We start from the raw sequence: 19,169 nt of genomic DNA, 5'->3' as shown, positions 1-19,169 counted from the left end.
CTTTAGAAGCATTATCCATTATATTAACAATTATTTGATATAAGCATCATTTGGAGTTCACACTACTGTATTATGTTTGTAGTGTAAAATATAATAAACATGTTAAAAGATTTAGAAATTTTCGAACAAGACCACTACGTAGATCTCCAGGAGTTCGCGTACGATGGTGACGACTTCACAGATTTTGAAGACTAATCCCCCTCACCCCGAGGGGGATATTTTTTTATAATTCATAACTCCTCCCTTATAACTCATAACTAATTCTTATTTTTGGTCATGCTATATCTAGTACCTACGCCTATCGGTAATCTGGAGGATATGACCTTTCGGGCTATACGTATTTTGAAAGAAGTTGATTTAATACTTGCGGAAGACACCCGTACAAGTGCCCCCCTTCTTAAACATTTTGACATTGAGAAGAAAGTATTTGCGCACCACCAACATAACGAGCATAAGGCTGTCGCTGAAATCATCCGTTTTTTGAAAGAGGGACAACATATCGCATTAATATCCGATGCCGGAACCCCTGCCATCTCCGATCCCGGTTTTTTATTGGTACGAGAGGCTATTAAGGAGGGATTGGAAGTACAATGTCTGCCTGGTGCTACTGCCTTCGTACCGGCATTAGTCAATTCCGGGCTACCCAACGACAGATTTTGTTTCGAAGGGTTCCTGCCCGTCAAAAAGGGACGCCAAACGCGTCTAAAACAACTCGTGGAGGAGAAGCGAACGATGATTTTTTACGAGTCCCCGCACCGCATCCTCAAAACCATAGCAGAGTTTATACAGTATTTTGGTGAGGATAGAGAAGCTTCTATTTCGCGGGAACTAAGTAAATTGTACGAGGAAACAATTAGGGGAACACTTGCAACGCTAAAATTACATTTTGAACAACATCCTATTAAAGGGGAATTTGTATTTTGTGTAGCAGGAAGAGAATGACAAATGACAAGTAATTAAGGGACGAATGAAATTTGAAAAAAATGAGTATAGATAAATTTATTCAGGATGGACAAGACGCCAAAGTAGCGGAAAGAATCCATGATAAGATCGTCGACATGCTGACTGCCGGTGAGTATATCCAATACATCGCACTGCAGAAGAAGCCGGCGGTGACGCTGCTACCCGATAGCATTACGATCAGCAACAAACGCATTTTCCTTTGTGAGTTTACCAAACTGGGATTGGCAACCAATTTCGAAATTTTTTCGTGGACCGATATCAAGGATATTGCTTTTAAGGAGGAGATCTTTGGTTCGAAAGTAACAGTCATACCTTTTACGGGGGAGAACCTTACGATCGATTATATCCCAAAGGTGCAAGCTCGAAAATTATATCAGCTTATCAAAACGGCGTTGGAAAATCCATCAGGAAACAAAACCGAAGAGCCTACGCCGGTTGTTCCCGAACAAAAACCCACCGAGCATTTCACGTTACCGGTGCAACCTGTCGTTGATGAACCAGCTACACCACCGTTGGCGGAAGAAAATAAGGACGAGGAATTAATAACAGAACAATCCAATATATCCGTTGTAGAAGATGATGAGCTCACACAAAAATTAAAAAAACTTAAAACTCTTTACGACAGACAGTTAATCACACAATCCGAATACGAAAACAAAAAGTCAGAACTTTTATCACAACTCTAATTCGTGAAACAAAATTACCTTTTAGCACTTTTAAGCGCTGTTATCTTATGGTTGGCCTGGCCGCCTATTCCTTATAGCAGTCCATTGTTGTTCGTGGGTTTCGTACCGTTACTCATTGCTATTGAAAAAGTCATGAGGGGGAATTACGCCCATAAAGGCAAAAAGATCTTCTGGTTGAGTTTCCTCACGGGTTTTGTGTGGAATACTGCTTCTATCTACTGGGTATATAATGCGATGAATGCCTATTTACCGTCCTATGTATCGCTTCTTATTTCCCTTATTCCTTTTGGATTGGCTCCGCTACTGATGGCTGTCGTTTTTCGGCTTTATTATCAACTGCGTAAAAAAACAGCCATAGGTTACAGTTTTATCGGACTGGTTTCTTTTTGGTTGGGCTATGAGTTTCTACACCAATGGTGGGATTTGGCATTTCCTTGGATGACGCTGGGAAATGGATTCGCTAATTTCCACGAGCTTATCCAGTGGTATAGCTTTACAGGCGTTTTCGGTGGCACGGTATGGATTTGGGTGGTTAATTTATTGGTGTTTCTGTTAATCTGGCAAAAACGCAAAAAAATAGAAGTCTTTCCTTCTAAAAAACTTATGATCGGCATCGTCGCAACCTTAGTTCTGCCCATAACGATATCCATTATACAGTATAATACTTACAAAGAACATCTTAATCCATCGGAAGTCGTCGTCGTTCAACCGAATATAGACCCTTATGGAAAGTTTGGTTTTATTCCTCCAGCGGACCAACTATCCACGTTATTGGAACTATCCGAAGGGATTGCCAAACCAAATACCGAGTTTTTCTTATGGCCAGAAACCGCCCTTTCGTCGGAGCGCGGTGGAATTGACGAAGAGCAATTCAGAAGTTATCCGGCTTATGAACGTGTGATAAATTTCCTGCATAAATACAAAAACGGCAATGTGTTATCCGGTATCGAGAGTTACCAGATTTACAACTATCCGAAAACCCCAACTGCCAGAGATTTTGGGAACGGTGTTTTCCTCGACCCATATAATGCGGCGGTGTTGATCGACCAATCGAGTAAGCTGCAGTTCTATCACAAATCCAAGTTAGTTCCCGGTGTAGAGCAGCTTCCTTTCGGAGAAACATTGAGCTTTATGAAACCGCTTTTTGCACATTTTGGTGGCTCTACAGGGGGGTACGGCAGTCAAGAGGAACCGTCCGTATTCTATTCTCAGAGTGGTATTGGAGCAGCTCCTGTTATTTGTTATGAATCCATTTGGGGTGACTATGTAGCTGATTATATCCGGAAAGGCGCACAGTTTATTGCCATTGTGACCAACGATGGTTGGTGGGGCAATACTTCGGGAAAAGACCAGCACCTGCTTTATGCTAAACTACGGGCAATAGAAAACCGACGTTGGGTAGCGCGCTCTGCTAACACGGGGATTTCCGGCTTCATCAATCAACGTGGAGATATTGTCCAAAAAACAACTTGGTGGACACCAGATGCTTTAACACAGGAAATCAACTTGAACGAAGAGCTGACTTTTTATACCAAAAATGGTGATTTGGTGCTGTATTTGGCATTAGTGGGTATTTTGTTTTCTATTTATTTGGTTTTTACAAGGAAAAAACTGAGATAGCATGGGTTAAAGGGTTAGTATCATACCTAATATCCCGGCAAATAATAAATAATAGAGTGTCGGGATAATTGCTTTTCTTATAAGCATCCCTTCTTTATTCATTAATCCAACCACGGCGGATACCGCCACGATATTATGAATGGCGACCATATTACCTGCGGCCGCGCCTACCGCTTGCAGCGAGACAATGAGAACTTCTGAATAGCCTAACTTGCTGGCAACATTATACTGAAATTCTGTAAACATAAGATTACTGACCGTATTACTCCCGGCAATAAAGGCTCCTAACGCTCCGATAAAAGGGGAAACAAGTGGCCATATACTGGTGGCTTTGGAGGCAGTCCATTCGGCCAACGCAACCGGCATACTCATTAGATCGCTGTTATTTATCCCGGAATTTATATATATCCGTACCATTGGAATCGTAAACATAAGTACAAATGCGGCTTTAAACGAAGTATGAAGAGCTTCCTTAAACGCTTTGTTAAAATTCTTATTGGGCATTTTATAAAGAAATACGGCAAATAAAGCTGCTAAGATCAGCATGGTCCCCGGCAAATACAGTGGGGTAGAATTCGCCGAAATGTCCGTTCCGAAGATAAACGGCCAAGAAATATTAAATTTCTTCAGCAAATCACCAATCCCCCACTCCTCTCGCCTTGTAATAACCAGCAAAACCGAAACAAGAAGATAGGGAAGCAATGTTTTAAAAAGCCCTATTGAGGTGTCGAAACTCTTATTTTCATCCACTTGAATATTCCCTGACCAAGATTCTGGCCAGTTGTCCTTTTCAGGAAAATCCCATGTATCTTTTGGTAAGAGAAACTTATATTTAACGGCAACGACTACCAAAATCAAGCCTACCATTGCCCCCAGTAGCGATGGAAATTCTGGTCCGAAAAAGATAGCCGTCAACATATAGGGAATTGTAAAAGCTAGACCGGAAAAAATAGCAAACGGAGCAATGGTAATGCACTTTTTCCGATCTGATTTTTTTCCAAAAGACAATATGACCATCACCATCATAAACCAGGGTATAAAGGTCCCTACGATACCATGGATTATACTGGCCTGTGCAGTAACCTCCTGTATAAACAGTAACTTTTCTGCTGCATCAATGCTATCCGCTGCAAGTCCATTATTTACACCAATTAAAATAGGTGTCCCGATGGCTCCAAACGTTACAGCTGTGCTCTGCACCATTAAACCCACGAGAACAGCAGCCATCGCCGGAAAACGCAAGGCAACCAAAAGGGGGGCGATAACCGCAGCGGGCGTACCAAAACCGGATGCTCCTTCCATGAACGAACCAAAAAGCCATCCTATAATGACAATCTGAACCCGTTTGTCCGAACTGATAAGTGTAAAATGATAACGAATAGCCTCCAACCCACCTGAATACTTGAGCACAGAGAGGAGTAACAACGCGCCCACTATAATATATAGTACATCCACAGTAATGAACAACCCCTGTATAGCTGATGCCACAATGACCAAAACATCCATTTCCCAGATAAAAATACCGATGCCCGCCGTAACGATTAATACAACCGGCATCGCATACCGTGCAGGAACTCGCAGACCTATCAACAGCACCATAGCGATAAAAATCGGACAGAATGCTAAAATTGCTTGCATAAATAAAGTCAGTTAAGCGTCTAATCCAATTGGTCGGTCGCAAAAATATGCAGTGCATAAGGATCATTAACGATAGCTTTACGAATATACATTTCTTTCAATGTCGTATTTCCGATATATTGATAGGCCTTTGCTAGCAAATAACTGTAATAAGCTGTCCGTTGCTGCGTACTGTCCTCACAGAAACTGATAAAAAAAGGCGTCGTTGAAAAATAACCAGGGTCTACTTTATTTATGGCTTCTTTCCAGTCTTGAAGCGTATAGTTGATCAAAACATTTCCTTTTTGGTTTTGGCCCATTTCTCTATAACAAAGTGCTTGATAATATGGCAGTTCAGGAAGATGCATATTGCTGAAATAATCGATCTCTATATTCGTAATAAACTCAAAATTTTCCCGTGCTTTAGCATCCTGCCCTAAAGACTTCAGACAGATACCTTCATAGTATTTATAAGGCACTAATTTGACAATATTCCATAGACCCGCGCCTAAATTTTGCGGCAAAGTTTGGGCTTTATTAAAGCATACGGCGGCATCTTCCATCTTGTTTTGTGTCATTAGTCTACGCCCTTTGAAATAGTAAGCCATCATATATTGCTCTGCCACAGCATGCTCTCCACCTTCGGCGGGAACAAAACCCCTGCTTGTAAGCAATTCCAACGCCTTGTCTTCCTGCCCCGCCATGGTATAAGCCCGTGTCCACTCCAACATGATATCATCTCGTGTAATGGTAGATTTGTGATTATTCAAAAATGAGATGCGTTCATTGGGCGATACACCGGTCTTCCCCATTACGTACACTGCCTCAAAAATCAACTGCTCTTCTTTAGGGTTAAGAGACAAGGCTTTCTGGAGCAGTGGAAGAGCCTCCTCTCTACGATCAAGATGTGTGTAATAGGCTACTGCCAAATTCCGTAGCGCGCGGTAATCAGGAGATGCAATATCCTCCCATAACGCAGCTGCGTCTTTAAAATGACCTTTGGCATATAATGCACATCCCAACTGAAATTTAGCTTTCTCATTTCCCTGATCAGCCCACCTTGTCAAAGCCTTCATTTCAACTTGGCGATTTGGAAAGGCGATCCCCTCGGTAGCCGAATTATCTGGTGTGGTACCTGTCAAATCCGCATATATTGCCGATAAACTAAAACATATCGGTTCTTTTTCGCGCAATATTTCCAGTAAGGTAATCGTCTCTTTTTTGAGATTGGCGGTCAGAAGAAATTCCACAAGATCTAAACAGACCTGGTTCCTGTCTGTCTTTATTTTCTCCATAAAATCATCTTGCGTGATATTCCCTGTTAAAACACCAAAAAAGCGGGCAAGATGATTCATCTTGTCGTCTGCCTCAATCGAAACCAATTCTGCAGCTGCTTCTTCTTTATTTCCCTTCAGATGCAGCGCGTATATTTTAAGTGCCTTGGCAACACCATTATCCTGATGGTAAACAGTCGAAGTATGAAGATGTTGTAATGCCTCATCGTACGCCCCATTCGCTATATCCAGCAAAGATATATATGTCATCGAGGGCGAAACGTAAGCACCGCTCCATGCAGCTTTCTGCAGATAATCATAACCTGCTGAACGATCTTCGAGAGCCAAATATACCTGTCCCAGCAGGTAGTACAATTTTCCATCTTCCAAACGGATATTGAATTGGGTAAGTACTTTTTCTGCTTTCAATAAATAATCCAGTGCTTCTGTATAAAAAGCATGGCGGAATTTATATTCTCCTAAAGCAAGAAGAGCCGGCGCAAAATTTGGATCCCGCCTGATGGCTTCTTCATAATAGCTACCGCTCTGGGTAGCCGGATCCCTGTACTGATCTACATGCAATCCCGCCAGATAGAGCTGTTGCGGACTTTCCATCTCCTTAAAGTTCGGCAAGCCCTCTCGCGTGTGAGGAACATTGAATTTATCGTATTCCTTCATGGTATAAGACATCAGAACAAGACCGTCGTTGTCCCTTACTTCTATCGAATATCCCTCCTGCATCTTCATGTCGGTAGAAAGCGTATACTCTTGGCGGGCTTTCATACTGTTCTTTTCCGAAAAAAGCACCTCATCATCATTTTTAATGATGATTTGTATTTCGTTTGCTTTATTCAATTGAAGCTTGATGGCATCTTTACAATACAGCGCACCGGCCGTATTGGCAAAGTCCGGTACGCCTACCTCACCAATAGGAAACCAGTATTGAGAAAACGTCTTAGTTTCCATAGGCTCCAACCACGTAAAATCAGGTTGATTGTCCGAATAGCTTCCCGCCATTAATTCAAGATAAGCTCCATCGGTATCGGTCAGGGCATTTTCCCAGGATTCCGACAGTTGGTTATAGGCCCAGGTAAACATTTTCTTTCCCGGTGAAACGTGGTGGTCAGCAACATGCACGACACCACGTTTTTGCCCTGCATCGTATCCACCGAAAAAGTCAAAATCTGATGCCGCACTAAAAAAAGAAGTTGGCTGGATCGTGTTCTTATGCTTACTAATATCAACTTCCCCGGCAAAACTAATACCATTGAATATCCCCGTAGCATTGGATGCTATGGGATAGGTCGTAACAGATTGTCTATAGTGAAAATAGACATGGCTGACATCATGGGGAAAGAATATCTCATAGTTCTGGTTCGCGGGTACGGCTACGTTTTCCCACCACAGAAAGGAGCGTCGAAGAGAAGTAGTATTCGATAACTTAACGCGTGTCTCAAATATAGATTCTCCCGGGTTCAGCACGACTCCTACCATTCCTTTCATACGGTCCACCGGGTCATGCTCTGACAGCCATACGATCACCCCACCATTAGCAAGATGTTCTACCTCGTAATCCACCGGCATGAAAGAGGAAGCACGATGGTGGTACGGCCAGTTAAATTCAAGCCCACCAGATGTCCAGGAACCCAGTGCCCCTATTAGTGCGGGCTTGACAACATGGTTCTTGTAAAAGAAATCATAACCATTTGTCTTGTCTTTCGCAGCATAGATTTTCCCGCCCAGTTCCGGCAGAATCTGAATCTCCAAAAATTCGTTCTCAAGGATAATAAGGGTATATTCCTGATCTACTTTTTCCTCCCTGTTCACTTGAAGGACAATCTTATTAGGGTAAGGGTTTCCAGAAGAACGTTGATGCACGCGGTTCTCCGCAAACATGGGCAGGTCTTCCCTTGCAGGTTCAGAGTAGGTTGGAATCGTGGTACGGCCAACAGTAACCCGCACCGTCTGTGCATTCGTATTAAAGATAAATAGAGAAATAAAGATTAATATTTTTATAGATTTCATGATAAATTTACTATAACAAATTAGATAAAAAACAGGGTATATTACAATTGTCTAAATAGGGGGAGCTTTTCAACAGCAATAGCTGTCTTGAGCCTTATCGTCGAGTCCGGCTCAATGACAATGATACCCTTCTCCGAGAAAGGTCGATCAACATTAAACGCATCGATCAAACAGGTCTGGGGTTCTACAGTGAGCAAGTCACCCCTGCCTCCATTCCATAACATCCAGAAGCAATAGTCTGCGTCCGCACGATAGGATATACTCCAACCGGACTTTATATCGGTAAGAAGCATATCCTTACCGTTTTCCCGCGAATAAAAATTGGAGAGGATATGCTGATTGGGTTGAAGAGTACCGCCACGAAGGGCGTCACGTAAGGAAAAATTTGACAAGCATTCTCCTGTAGGGATCAACGTTGTCGTATCTCTTAGATATTCCCTACCGATCGGTAAACCAAGGCGCACATCGCGGATATCCCCACCTGGAATAAATGGAAGTTTGAAAGTCGTATGAAAAGCAAGACCAAATGGCATATTCCTATCACTATTGTTCGTCATGGTGACCTCTTGGTGTAATCCTTTCGAATCGACCCTATAACGCTGGCGTAAAACGAATGCATGTGGAAACATCAGATAAGGCAATTCCCTGGTAGCTATAAATTCCAACTCGATACTTGTCCTGCTTTGGCTGACCACGTGAAAGCCTGTACGATAGAGTTCGCCATGTATATGGTTTTTTCTCTCTGGTTCATTTATAGGCCAAACATATTCTCGCCCTTCAAACATGAAACGACCGTTGCTGATCCTATTTGGGAAAAACAGCATGGGCATTCCATAGAGTAAGGGCGAAGAAGCCAGCATTTGGGTTGATGATGGTTTACGCAGTACCTCGATGCCCGTGGGTAGATGGGTAAGGCTAATACAGTTCCCTCCATAATCGAGATTAATCTCCGCACGGTAATCTTCGCACCGAATAGTCACATTGGATGTGCTGTCGGATACTCCCCACGCGTTATAGAAAACAAGGATCTGCAAGATCAATAGGTAGGTGGTTTTATGCTTTTTCACTATTAATTCCTCCATTTATTCAACCACGCAACGTACCGGGCGTGCAAATGCAAACGTACCACTACCTTCTACACGCATGTTAGAACCCACCAATTGCCTAAAAGCTTGCGATGCATTCGCAGGGTTGATAGTAGCAGTATGGTAATAACCCGCGGATCCCAAAGCATCTAGTTTGCCCGCATCCCGGTGTCCAAATGCCGGAAACAAAACAACGCTGGAGAGATCATTATAAGCCGTTACTAAGTGGCTATTTGTGTTGGCCGCTATGGTAGATGTAACATTACCCGCCCAAGCAGGATAGTCCGCATGACTCCATGCCGCAAAAGACAACCACATTTCCTCACTCGTAGGCACACGATATCCCGAAGGGCATGGATCATAAATACTTTTCGATCCGCTACGTATACCGTCTGTATAGTTTGCACTAGGATCATCGCCTCTCATATACCCTTGCCAAGTAGCAAATGGTGCTACACCATCTCCCCATGCCGACGCAGGGATATCCATTGCCCAATTACCCGAAGATGCATAAAATACCATAGGATTTTTAACAACATCCTGGACAGACCCCAAGGAAGTTTCGACTCTAAATTCATTCCCAAAGGCACTATTCGCATAGATTGGAAGGGTTAAATCGCCAAAAGCTTCTCCCTCATCCGTTCCTGATGGGTTTGCTTTTTGCCCAATAATCCGCGAGCCTATAAATGGATCTTTTCGGCCCCATTGATAAAGCAAACCGTAAGCGCCAATGTTGTCTGCCCTATCATTGATCGCTCCAATATTACGATCCAACCAGACTAAAGATTGACCTTTGGCCGATAAATTCTTGCTCACCCAATCTAGGCGCATCTGATTCAGCGATCTTCCTGCCACCCATACGTGCCAGGTCCAAACAATACTACGGGTACCACCGCTTTCTGTGTATAGCGCTATCGTTGCATTTCCTACATTTCCTGTGGCTGTAAACGATATTCTACCCTCCTGCGCATCATACGATATATCCTTGATAATATATTCCGGATCTATTGGACTGACCGCATTTTGAACCTCTGCATTATCGTTAATCCAGTTATAGGCCACATCCGCCCAAAGAAGGTCCGCTCCATCCCCGTTTAGAACAGTATTATCTGTCAGCTTCGCATCAAAGAAATAGTTACCTCCTACTGGTACCACATAACAGTTGGCTAAACCTGCCAGCGAAAGATTGGCTTCGATAGGCTCCGCGATTTCTTCAAAGTCTACCAATAAATCCACATTTAGAATTTGTTCGGAAGAAAGATTTACCGAGGAAGTTTCCTGAAAAAAAGTCTCTCCTATTGCACTTGTTAATGTGACTGCAAGTGATTGGTAACTGCCAGGCGGAATCAATATATAAACTTTCTTAACCTCTGAAGTCAATGATACATCTACAGTACGCTCTACATACGTATTGCCCCCCGAGATCATCTGTAAGGTCGGGAAAGTAGCGTTCATATCCACCCTCGCAGTACCAGACAACAATAGGGGATTGCCCTCTGCGTCCTTTCCTTCAATCTTTACTGAAGATACGTTGCCCTGTCCCGTCATGTTCACGGATAATAATGCCCCGGTACCTTTAAATTCTAATCCGTCTTCTCTTGTTCCTTTTCCAACCATGGGCCAGAAAGATGTCGGTTGTTGCTCTGGCATTTCCACAGAAAAGATAGATCCGTCAAAAGATCCCTGTAGAAAATCGGGATAAGTACCATAGAATTGTTCCCCCTCGGTGACAGGGCCGGTAAAGCTGATTTTTGTCGAACCACTCGTTTTTGCGATAAAGCTATGCCCTGTAAAATCCCGGTTGGAAAAAATCTTAATAGTATCCCCTTCTAACCATAATGCTTTTCCTTCCTCCACTGGGATGGGAATAGTGGCACTTATCATCATGGTTCTACTTTTTGCCAAACCTGCAGCGGGATCTTTCTCGCAGCTTACTAAAAGAAAGGCATAAAGTGCCAGGTAGGCGGTAAATAAATAATTTCGTTTCATACTGTCGGATTGTGTTATGATAAATTCTTTTTTGGATCTCCCAGAATACTATGGTGATATCCCCTTTTTGATCCGCATCCAGCTTTCGGGTTTTGCTGGATCAGCAAATGTAAACGTATCTGTTATATTCCCATCCGTCAAAACGGCATTGAATCTAACGTACCCGCTATTTCCATTAATCGTTGAAAGAGGTATTCCGATTTCAGACAGATATCCGGTATCTGCACGGCCATCATTGATGATACCAGAAATCTTGTTGCTGACCGTAACCAATGAAATATCCTCGGCCTCCCAGCTACTACCCGACCATTTCGAACAAGCGACAACACCGGCCGGATCAAGGGTGATTTTCAACGAATTTATATTCAACGAATTGCCCTCATCATTATGAATATACAGATCGACATTATCTCCCGTAGCTACATAATTATCTTGTCGTTCCACGAGCAGGTACAAGTTGTCTGCGTCTATCGCAGCCCGGAATACTGCTTGTGTCTGGCTTTCACTCCCGATAAACAAGGCATCAGTATGTGTCCAGTCATTCGTATCGCCGTCGACAACAATATTACTGGTGGGAGCATTAATCCGATGATTTAAGAAGAATCGTCCAACCATAATAGTTCCACTCTTATGCATAGTGCCAATGATGTGGTGCGCGTCATCGATTTCGGTACTTCCCCAGTAGCCTGTGCCATTGAATGGTTGAAACCAATCGGCATTCCATGCTGTATGGTTAAAGTTTCGAGCTTTGTTGTCCCCAATCTTCATACTGAAGATATTGTTGATATTGCAGGAAATAACCGTTTCGCCCGACCGAAACTGCGAAATATAACCACCAGCTCCCCTGAAAAGATTGGTCTGCCGGTCTGTCGGTCCCACATCGTCTCCAGTGAGATGTTCCCAGTTATCCTTGCCGTACACTAAGGACATCATAAAATAGGAGTTGCCACTACTCTGATTATTATCCTCCAAGCGAGCCTCCATAAAACCAGCCAATGTTTCCCCGTCATTCAATAGTTTGACAGAAGGCATTTGATCTGTATAAATACGCCTTCCTTGATTCATGTATTTGTATTGACGAATCACCTTGTAGTTGTTGCTTACACCCGTTGGTGACCATGTAAGCCCACCGTCATTAGAAATGACCATAGAGGTTCCGGAGTTTCCATACACCGGATCCGTATCGGTAAAGTAGCATTGTATCTCTCCTGACGGTAACTCGAGCAGATAAGGCTCCCAGTTGGTACCTGTGTAAATAACTTGCTCCTCGCCCCAAGTAAAACCATTATCTTTACTTCGTCTCATCATGATCCCATTTGTTTCCGGACTGTGTCTATAGGCAAGATTGGCACGAAAGGAGACTGCGACAAGTATATCACCATTGGACAAGACGACAGCATCCGCGGTTGAATACCTTCTGCTATCTGCACCTTGGGAAGAAGTAATAGGTACCTGTTGAAATAGTAGCTCCCCGTTTGACCATGTTTTTAGGTCTGTACTATTAGAATAATAAATATTAGAGCCAATTTGTCCATTATGATAGAGCAACAGATATCCTCCTGTCTTCTTCTTTTTGATACGGGAGTAAACAGGATTTGTGATACCCAGTATAGCAGAAGATATCTCTGTATACGAACTAAAATCTAACTCAAGAACACTTGAACCTTCTTCACCGGCATGAGAATCGAGTTCCTCTTCTTCCTGATTCAATTCATGTATCGTATGAATTTTAACCGTGTCGTTCGGAAAATCATCCGGGCTATCTTTTTTTCCACAGCCATCAAACAACATGCTCACGACAGCTAACATTAGTATATTCATTATGAATTTCATTTTAATACAATTTAAGTTCATCTTCCCATCCTTAGATGTTGATAAGTAGCGTTGCTTTATACAAATTATATTTCTTCTCCAACAGCGTCTGTTTGCTTTGTCTGCGATTTATCAGCCGTTAAGTTCCGAATAAAGTCTACTTCTCGTTGGCTATACGGGGTACCATCTACACGATAAATATCGTGAAACCATATTTCTGGTTCGGGATCGCCGGCCTTACTTGACCACTGTAAGTGAAAATTGCATTTTCCCGCGACTAGCCCCCAGTTGGTCGCACCTACCTTTTCACGTTTAAGTATAGGGAGTATTTCTTCGAATGTAGATCGAGGACGCCCCATGTACTCCGTACAAATAAGGGGACGATTAAAACGCTTCAACATCTTGATGAAGGTCTCCATTACCTCCGGCTCATAATAACAATGAAAACTCATCACATCACTGTGCTCCCCGACAAAACTGACAATATCAAGGGCAGTCCGCGTACCTTGGGATCCCGGAAGCAGCCATATAGGAGCCGTCAATGGCTGTGATGGATTCACTTCCCTACCCCACTTGAAGACTTCTCGCAATAGCGGAAGGCTTTCGGCACCTAATTTTAAATTCTCCGGCTCATTATACAAACACCATAAGAGTACCCGATCATCATCGGTATAGGTCGTGAGAATATCTTTAACGTAACGTTCGAGAACAGGCCATGCCTGTGGATCATTGACTTTTACCGACCCTGGGCTTTGTATCCATTGTGAATTGTGTACTCCCGGAACCGATTCTGGTTGAGGACCTAATTTCGGATTTTCAAAACGCCCCCCATTGGTAAAGAAAGTGATGATAGCTTTCATTTTATATTTGTCGCATATCTCCAAGAACTGTTCTAGCCGTTTCTTAAATCCTTCGGGGTCGGCTTCCCATACCATGTCATGTAAAAAAATACGCACCGCATTGAAGCCCAAACCTTCTGCCCATCCCAACTCACGATCTATAGTTTCGGGGTCAAAAGTTTCATCTTGCCACATTTCAAATTGGTTGATGGCCGTAGAAGTGACATAGTTCATGCCTACCGGCCACTCCTGTGCATCATACCATTCATTTGCCTTTTCTTCGCTCCATCGTTCTGCCGCTTTTTGGGTACAGCCATACATTCCCAAAAAGGACAAGACGAATACAAATACCAATACTTTTTTCATGTTATTTTTTCTTATTAATGAGATTTGTTTTTATATATCATAATTTTATTAATACCCGGGGTTTTGGTCCCTATTAGGGTCCATGCCTTTGTTGTATAGAAATTCCTGACTGGGGATAGCAAACCAATAGCCTCCCTCACCGACAACAAGGCCTTTCTTATCCATCACGTATTCAGCTAATTTGCCTGTGCGTTTGAGATCGTTATACCGTTTCCCCTCATAGCACGTTTCATATCCGCGTTCGGTCAGAATTAACGCCATGAATGCTTCTTCTGTATTATAATCGTTGAGCTTAAAGTCTACCGAGAGATCTGCCACATCACTTCGTTTACCATACGCACGCCTATGCACCATGTTCAGTTTTTCCATGGCATCCGCAGTTGGCCCATTATTAGCGCGACAGGCTGCTTCCGCATAAAACAACAGAATATCCGCCAGACGATAGAGTGGCATATCGCTGCCACCCGTATCACCGATAGCATCAATTTCTATAAATTTTTTATTGTATATCAAATTCTGGCCACTGACATTGACAACATAGATATTGAAATCTTTTCGCAAATCATCATCCGACCAATTGGCATAAAACGGGTTGTCAAATGTGGAATGGATACCTGAAAAAGCGGTTGCGTTATAATATTGTGTACCTCTATGAAGCATGGATCCAAAGGCGGAGCCATACTCACTTCCTTCTCTATATTTGAGATAAAAAATTTCTTCGGTAGTATTTACCAATTTAGGATGGTAGAGGTTATAAAAATCATTTGACTGGCTAACTTCTACCAGGCGATATTTCCCCGAATTGATCACATCAAGCGCGTTGTCACGTGCCTTTTCCCAATCCTCCATGTGCATATAGACTTCGGCAAGAACTGCTTTTGCGGTTATTTTCTGCGGACGACCGATTATAGGTTGCGCATCCGGGAGATCTGTCGCTGCAATTTCCAAATCAGAAGCAGCAAATGCCAAAATTTCAGTCTGAGGAATACGAGGTAAATTTGTCTCTTCACTATTCGACAATTCTTCTTCTGTTGACATAGGTACTGCTCCCCAAAGCTGTGTTAAATGCAGGTAACAGAATGCACGAATAAAACGAGCTTCAGCGATGAGCTCCTGAATCTCCATTGGGGAGGCTTCCGTTGCATCCGGGGCATACGCAATAATCATATTGGCGAATCGGATCGCTCTATAAAAACATGCCCATACATCATTGGTACGGGAAGTGATCGTAGGATCTGCGCCCTGATACTGTCCGACCACCTGGTAAGAACCAATGGACGTCGCATAATCAGCCAATGCTTCAATCGTCGTATGATAATAGCGGCTAAAACAATGATAACGTTTTATTTGATAATAACTAGAAAGGAGAACGGACTCGATGTGTGCAGCGTCCGTCATAAATCCCTGAGTGGCTTCTCTTATTGGTGTTTCCTCCAACATTGCCATATTTTCACAATTAGAAAAAATGAAAAGAGAAAAGATCAGCATGATTAAACTAAATTTTTTCTTCATATCGATTATTATTTATCTTTTTGAAAACTAAAAATGTAATCTCACTCCTGCAGCAAATCCTCTTGCCGACGGATAGGAGAAATTGTCAACTCCTTGTCCGACCGACGAAGATCCTCCATATGTGTTGACATCAGGATTATAGAATGGGTAGGAAGTAAGCGTAAATAAATTCTGCGCACTGACGTAAACCCCGCAAGTTCGTATCCAATCTACTTTCGTTAATGGAATATTATATGCTAGTTCTACATTTCTTAAGCGGAGGTATGAACCATCGTATACAAAGCGATCAGACATCCGCAATGATGTTGTAGCCGCTGCTGTTAAAGCCGGATACTGGGCATTAGGATTCTCTGGTGTCCAATAATTGTAAAGCACATCGCTCAATGTGTTTATTCCACGAGAGCCGCTATAATTATGGGTTAGACTAGCCATAGCCAAGGAATAGATATCATTCCCATACGAACCTTGCGCAAAAACACTCAAGGTAAAATTTTTATAAGAAGCACTTGTACTCAACCCGAACGTGTATAAAGGGTTTGGATCACCGATAATATCTTTATCCAGTTCATTAATCAGACCACCACTATCGTTATCTATGTTTTTATAACGAATACTTCCAACATCATCATAGCCATCTTCTACATATCCATAAAATACACCAACAGGTTGTCCTTCTCTAAGCAAATTAATGTAGTCATTGACAATGGTAATACTTCGTCGTGTTCCGGGAACATCTTCACCAAAAGGCAAACGAGACACCTCATTTTTATTAAAGGATGCATTGAAGGACATATCCCATTTAAAAGATCGGTCTATCAGGCGCGCATCAGCCTGAAACTCGAATCCCCTGTTTTTCATATTACCAATGTTTCTTGTTCCGCTAATGAACCCACTAGATTCGGGCATTTCCACAATATTGAGCAAATCATATGTATTCTTTATATAATAATCTGCTACCAATCTAAACCGGTTTTGAAAAAGGCCTAAATCCACCCCAAAATTCCATTGAGCTGTAGTTTCCCATCGCAAGCCAAAATTAAAGTTGCTTGACGGATGATAGAATTGATGAATATCTTTGCCAAAAATGGTAGACATCGGCGTCAGCAAATCTAAGGTAGAATAGGGGGAGATTGCGGTATTTCCAGATTCACCATACCCAGCTCGTAATTTTAAGTTGTTGATCACCTCCACATCCCTTAGGAAAGGTTCGTCCTTGATTCGCCAAGCCAATGCTACAGATGGAAAGTATCCCCATTTATCTCCTGGGCTATACCTTGATGATCCATCTGCACGCAAACTGACGGTCGCCAGATATCGATCGTTATATGTGTAGTTGATCCGTCCCAAATACGATAACATGACCCATTTTGAATAACTGGCGGAGGGGGTGTCTCTGATCTCGGCGCCGGCAATATTATATGTGCCTCCGAGATCGCTCAAAAAACCACTACCTGAAATACCTGTTCCTTTGCTTTCACTTTGCTCATAAGTGAGCCCTCCCATTATGGAGAAATCATGAAGGCCTATTGTATTAGCATAAGTTACCGTATTGTTGTTATTAAGTGACAGCTCTTCCGAATGGTTTATACTAGCTTCCCCATTTGACGTCGGATATTTTGTGGTGATATAATCATCTTGTCGCGCATTAGCCATATTGGCATTGAGTGCGACCCTAAACGTTAGCTGTTTTATCGGTTCATAGATTAGTGCAGTATTTGCCATGGTCCTGTTAGATTTCCACAGATAGCTTCTCTCTCTGATCTGTGCTTCAGGATTATTTTGTCCCGAAAAAGAGAAAGGGTATAATGTCCGAAAATCAGTGTAATCCCCTCCATCATCATAAGGTCCTGTAGTAGGAGGAGCCATAACGAACGAACTCAGTATGCCACTCTGCCTGTCATGGTTTGTTCGGGTGTAAGTAAGGTTACTGACAATACTAACTTTATCTGAGATACGCTGATCGAGATTTCCATGAAGAGATATTCTATTTAGACCGCTCCCTGTTATGATCCCCTGCTCATCGTAATAACTGGCACTCAACGCCATACGATTCTTTTCCGTCCCCCCTTGTATAGAAATCGCCTGATCATTTGTCTGTGCATGCCGAAATGCCAATTCTTGCCAATCGTACCCAACACCTACATAATCGATCTCTTCTTCCGAAAAATAAGGAGTTCCCAATGCGTTAACATTTAATATATTTTGATATTGCATGTATTCGCTTGCTGTCATTAAAGGAAGCTTATTATCTACCATGGAGATACCGAACCTACCATTGTAATTTGCCTGTGTAGTGCCGGCACTTGCTTGTTTCGTAGTCACGATAATGACTCCATTCGCTCCCCGAGAGCCGTATATTGCCGTGGCTGAAGCATCTTTAAGCACCTCCACACTTTCTACATCAGCAACATTGAACATGTTAGGCATTCCCGGAAACCCGTCGATAATCCACAAAGGATCATTTCCTCCCATAATAGAATTTGTACCGCGAATACGGATTTGAGGGGCTGCCCCCGGTTCAGAACTCGTCATACGCACCTCTACACCGGGCAACCGTCCTTGAAGTGACTGCGAAATAGTGGTATTGCTAAATGACGCTAACTTTTCTCCATCTACCGAGGCTACAGCACCGGTAAGGTCACGTTTTCGTACTGCTCCATAGCCAATTCCAATCACCTTAACATCCTCCAGCATCAATTTATTGATCTCCATTTGCACATCGATGTTGGATCTTTGCTGAACAGGAATTTCCATCTTTGTTTTACCTATATGATTAAATTCGAGAATTGCGTTTGATGGCACATGGGGTAAGATATAGCGACCTTCAGAATCTGTGACAGTACCTTGAGAAGGGTTGTCCTTAATGGAGATGTTGACCCCTATAAGAGGTATATTTTCGTCATCGGTAACTAATCCGGAAACGGTGAGATGTACTTGCTCTCGAACCTGTTTCTTTTCTACGATCTTATTTAACGTAATAATATTATCTTGAATGACATAGCCTATATCCGTATCTTTGAAAATCTCCTTTAAAGCTCGCTCAGTCGGCACATTATTTAATGATAGTGACAGACGATGATTAAGATTTACAATACTACTGCTATACATAAATGAGAAACCAGATTGATCCTCTACAATTTTCATGATCTTTTGTAGGGGTGTATCTTTAACATTAATCGTTATTGTAGCTTTCTGCTGCTGTTGTCCCATCGCGGATCCTGCTAAGGATAATCCTATAGAAAAAAACAGAAACAAGCTTTTAAAAGCCTGTAGCTTTCTTCGTAAGGTTAGTCTTCGTACGTATTTATTCATGGTTTATAAAATGATTTTATAATATAATCCCGTTATCATTTTACCTAACGGCTCATTCGCAATGACATG

At 42.5% G+C, this 19,169-nt stretch carries 11 protein-coding genes; 3 read left to right on the top strand and 8 right to left on the bottom strand.

The window, feature by feature from the left end; all coding sequences use genetic code 11:
* Positions 1-276 precede the first annotated feature (276 nt).
* Genes rsmI through lnt form a run of 3 tightly spaced genes read left to right on the top strand, consistent with a single transcriptional unit; the run spans position 277 to position 3,269 of the window.
* Entirely contained in the window at positions 277-942 is a 666-nt protein-coding gene (gene rsmI, locus FXV77_RS04125) for a 16S rRNA (cytidine(1402)-2'-O)-methyltransferase (RefSeq protein WP_148917902.1), read from the top strand.
* A 41-nt stretch (positions 943-983) separates the two neighbouring features.
* Positions 984-1,649: a PH domain-containing protein gene (locus FXV77_RS04120; RefSeq protein WP_148917901.1), complete on the top strand. Its 666-nt coding sequence runs from the start codon at positions 984-986 to the stop codon at positions 1,647-1,649.
* A gap of 3 nt (positions 1,650-1,652) precedes the next feature.
* Positions 1,653-3,269 carry an apolipoprotein N-acyltransferase gene (gene lnt / locus FXV77_RS04115; protein WP_148917900.1) on the top strand — a complete coding sequence of 539 codons (1,617 nt, stop codon included), beginning with the start codon at positions 1,653-1,655 and terminating at the stop codon, positions 3,267-3,269.
* A gap of 6 nt (positions 3,270-3,275) precedes the next feature.
* Here lnt and FXV77_RS04110 read toward each other — a convergent pair whose 3' ends face one another.
* The 8 genes from FXV77_RS04110 to FXV77_RS04075 form a co-directional block, all read right to left on the bottom strand.
* Positions 3,276-4,907: an L-lactate permease gene (locus tag FXV77_RS04110; RefSeq protein ID WP_222867689.1), complete on the bottom strand. Its 1,632-nt coding sequence runs from the start codon at positions 4,905-4,907 to the stop codon at positions 3,276-3,278.
* A 20-nt stretch (positions 4,908-4,927) separates the two neighbouring features.
* A complete protein-coding gene (locus FXV77_RS04105) occupies positions 4,928-8,185 on the bottom strand; it encodes a DUF5107 domain-containing protein (protein ID WP_148917898.1) in 3,258 nt (1,085 codons plus the stop codon).
* Positions 8,186-8,226: 41 nt separating this feature from the next.
* The gene (locus FXV77_RS04100) at positions 8,227-9,267 is read right to left on the bottom strand and encodes an aldose 1-epimerase (RefSeq protein WP_148917897.1); all 1,041 of its coding nucleotides are present in this window, start codon (positions 9,265-9,267) and stop codon (positions 8,227-8,229) included.
* Positions 9,268-11,259, bottom strand: coding sequence for a hypothetical protein (locus FXV77_RS04095; RefSeq protein ID WP_148917896.1), 1,992 nt, complete (start codon positions 11,257-11,259; stop codon positions 9,268-9,270).
* 48 nt (positions 11,260-11,307) lie between these two features.
* Positions 11,308-13,080 (bottom strand): exo-alpha-sialidase, encoded by a 1,773-nt coding sequence (locus FXV77_RS04090; RefSeq protein WP_187443992.1) that lies wholly within the window; start codon positions 13,078-13,080, stop codon positions 11,308-11,310.
* 77 nt (positions 13,081-13,157) lie between these two features.
* Positions 13,158-14,276, bottom strand: a complete 1,119-nt coding sequence (locus FXV77_RS04085; protein ID WP_148917894.1) for a glycoside hydrolase family 5 protein — start codon at positions 14,274-14,276, stop codon at positions 13,158-13,160.
* A 48-nt stretch (positions 14,277-14,324) separates the two neighbouring features.
* The gene (locus FXV77_RS04080; RefSeq protein ID WP_148917893.1) at positions 14,325-15,788 is read right to left on the bottom strand and encodes a RagB/SusD family nutrient uptake outer membrane protein; all 1,464 of its coding nucleotides are present in this window, start codon (positions 15,786-15,788) and stop codon (positions 14,325-14,327) included.
* A 27-nt stretch (positions 15,789-15,815) separates the two neighbouring features.
* Positions 15,816-19,100 (bottom strand): TonB-dependent receptor, encoded by a 3,285-nt coding sequence (locus tag FXV77_RS04075; RefSeq protein WP_148917892.1) that lies wholly within the window; start codon positions 19,098-19,100, stop codon positions 15,816-15,818.
* Positions 19,101-19,169: the final 69 nt, after the last annotated feature.

This window comes from Sphingobacterium phlebotomi (assembly GCF_008180195.1).
In the GTDB taxonomy this organism is placed as follows: Bacteria; Bacteroidota; Bacteroidia; order Sphingobacteriales; family Sphingobacteriaceae; genus Sphingobacterium; species Sphingobacterium phlebotomi.
This window is presented reverse-complemented; position numbering and strand designations above follow the sequence as displayed.

Bases quoted from the DNA above. Each gene is read 5' to 3' on its own strand.
- rsmI (WP_148917902.1), top strand. From the start codon at position 277: ATGCTATATCTAGTACCTACGCCTATCGGTAATCTGGAGGATATGACC.
- FXV77_RS04120 (WP_148917901.1), top strand. From the start codon at position 984: ATGAGTATAGATAAATTTATTCAGGATGGACAAGACGCCAAAGTAGCG.
- FXV77_RS04110 (WP_222867689.1), bottom strand. From the start codon at position 4,907: ATGCAAGCAATTTTAGCATTCTGTCCGATTTTTATCGCTATGGTGCTG.
- FXV77_RS04105 (WP_148917898.1), bottom strand. From the start codon at position 8,185: ATGAAATCTATAAAAATATTAATCTTTATTTCTCTATTTATCTTTAAT.
- FXV77_RS04100 (WP_148917897.1), bottom strand. From the start codon at position 9,267: ATGGAGGAATTAATAGTGAAAAAGCATAAAACCACCTACCTATTGATC.
- FXV77_RS04095 (WP_148917896.1), bottom strand. From the start codon at position 11,259: ATGAAACGAAATTATTTATTTACCGCCTACCTGGCACTTTATGCCTTT.
- FXV77_RS04090 (WP_187443992.1), bottom strand. From the start codon at position 13,080: ATGAATATACTAATGTTAGCTGTCGTGAGCATGTTGTTTGATGGCTGT.
- FXV77_RS04085 (WP_148917894.1), bottom strand. From the start codon at position 14,276: ATGAAAAAAGTATTGGTATTTGTATTCGTCTTGTCCTTTTTGGGAATG.
- FXV77_RS04080 (WP_148917893.1), bottom strand. From the start codon at position 15,788: ATGAAGAAAAAATTTAGTTTAATCATGCTGATCTTTTCTCTTTTCATT.
- FXV77_RS04075 (WP_148917892.1), bottom strand. From the start codon at position 19,100: ATGAATAAATACGTACGAAGACTAACCTTACGAAGAAAGCTACAGGCT.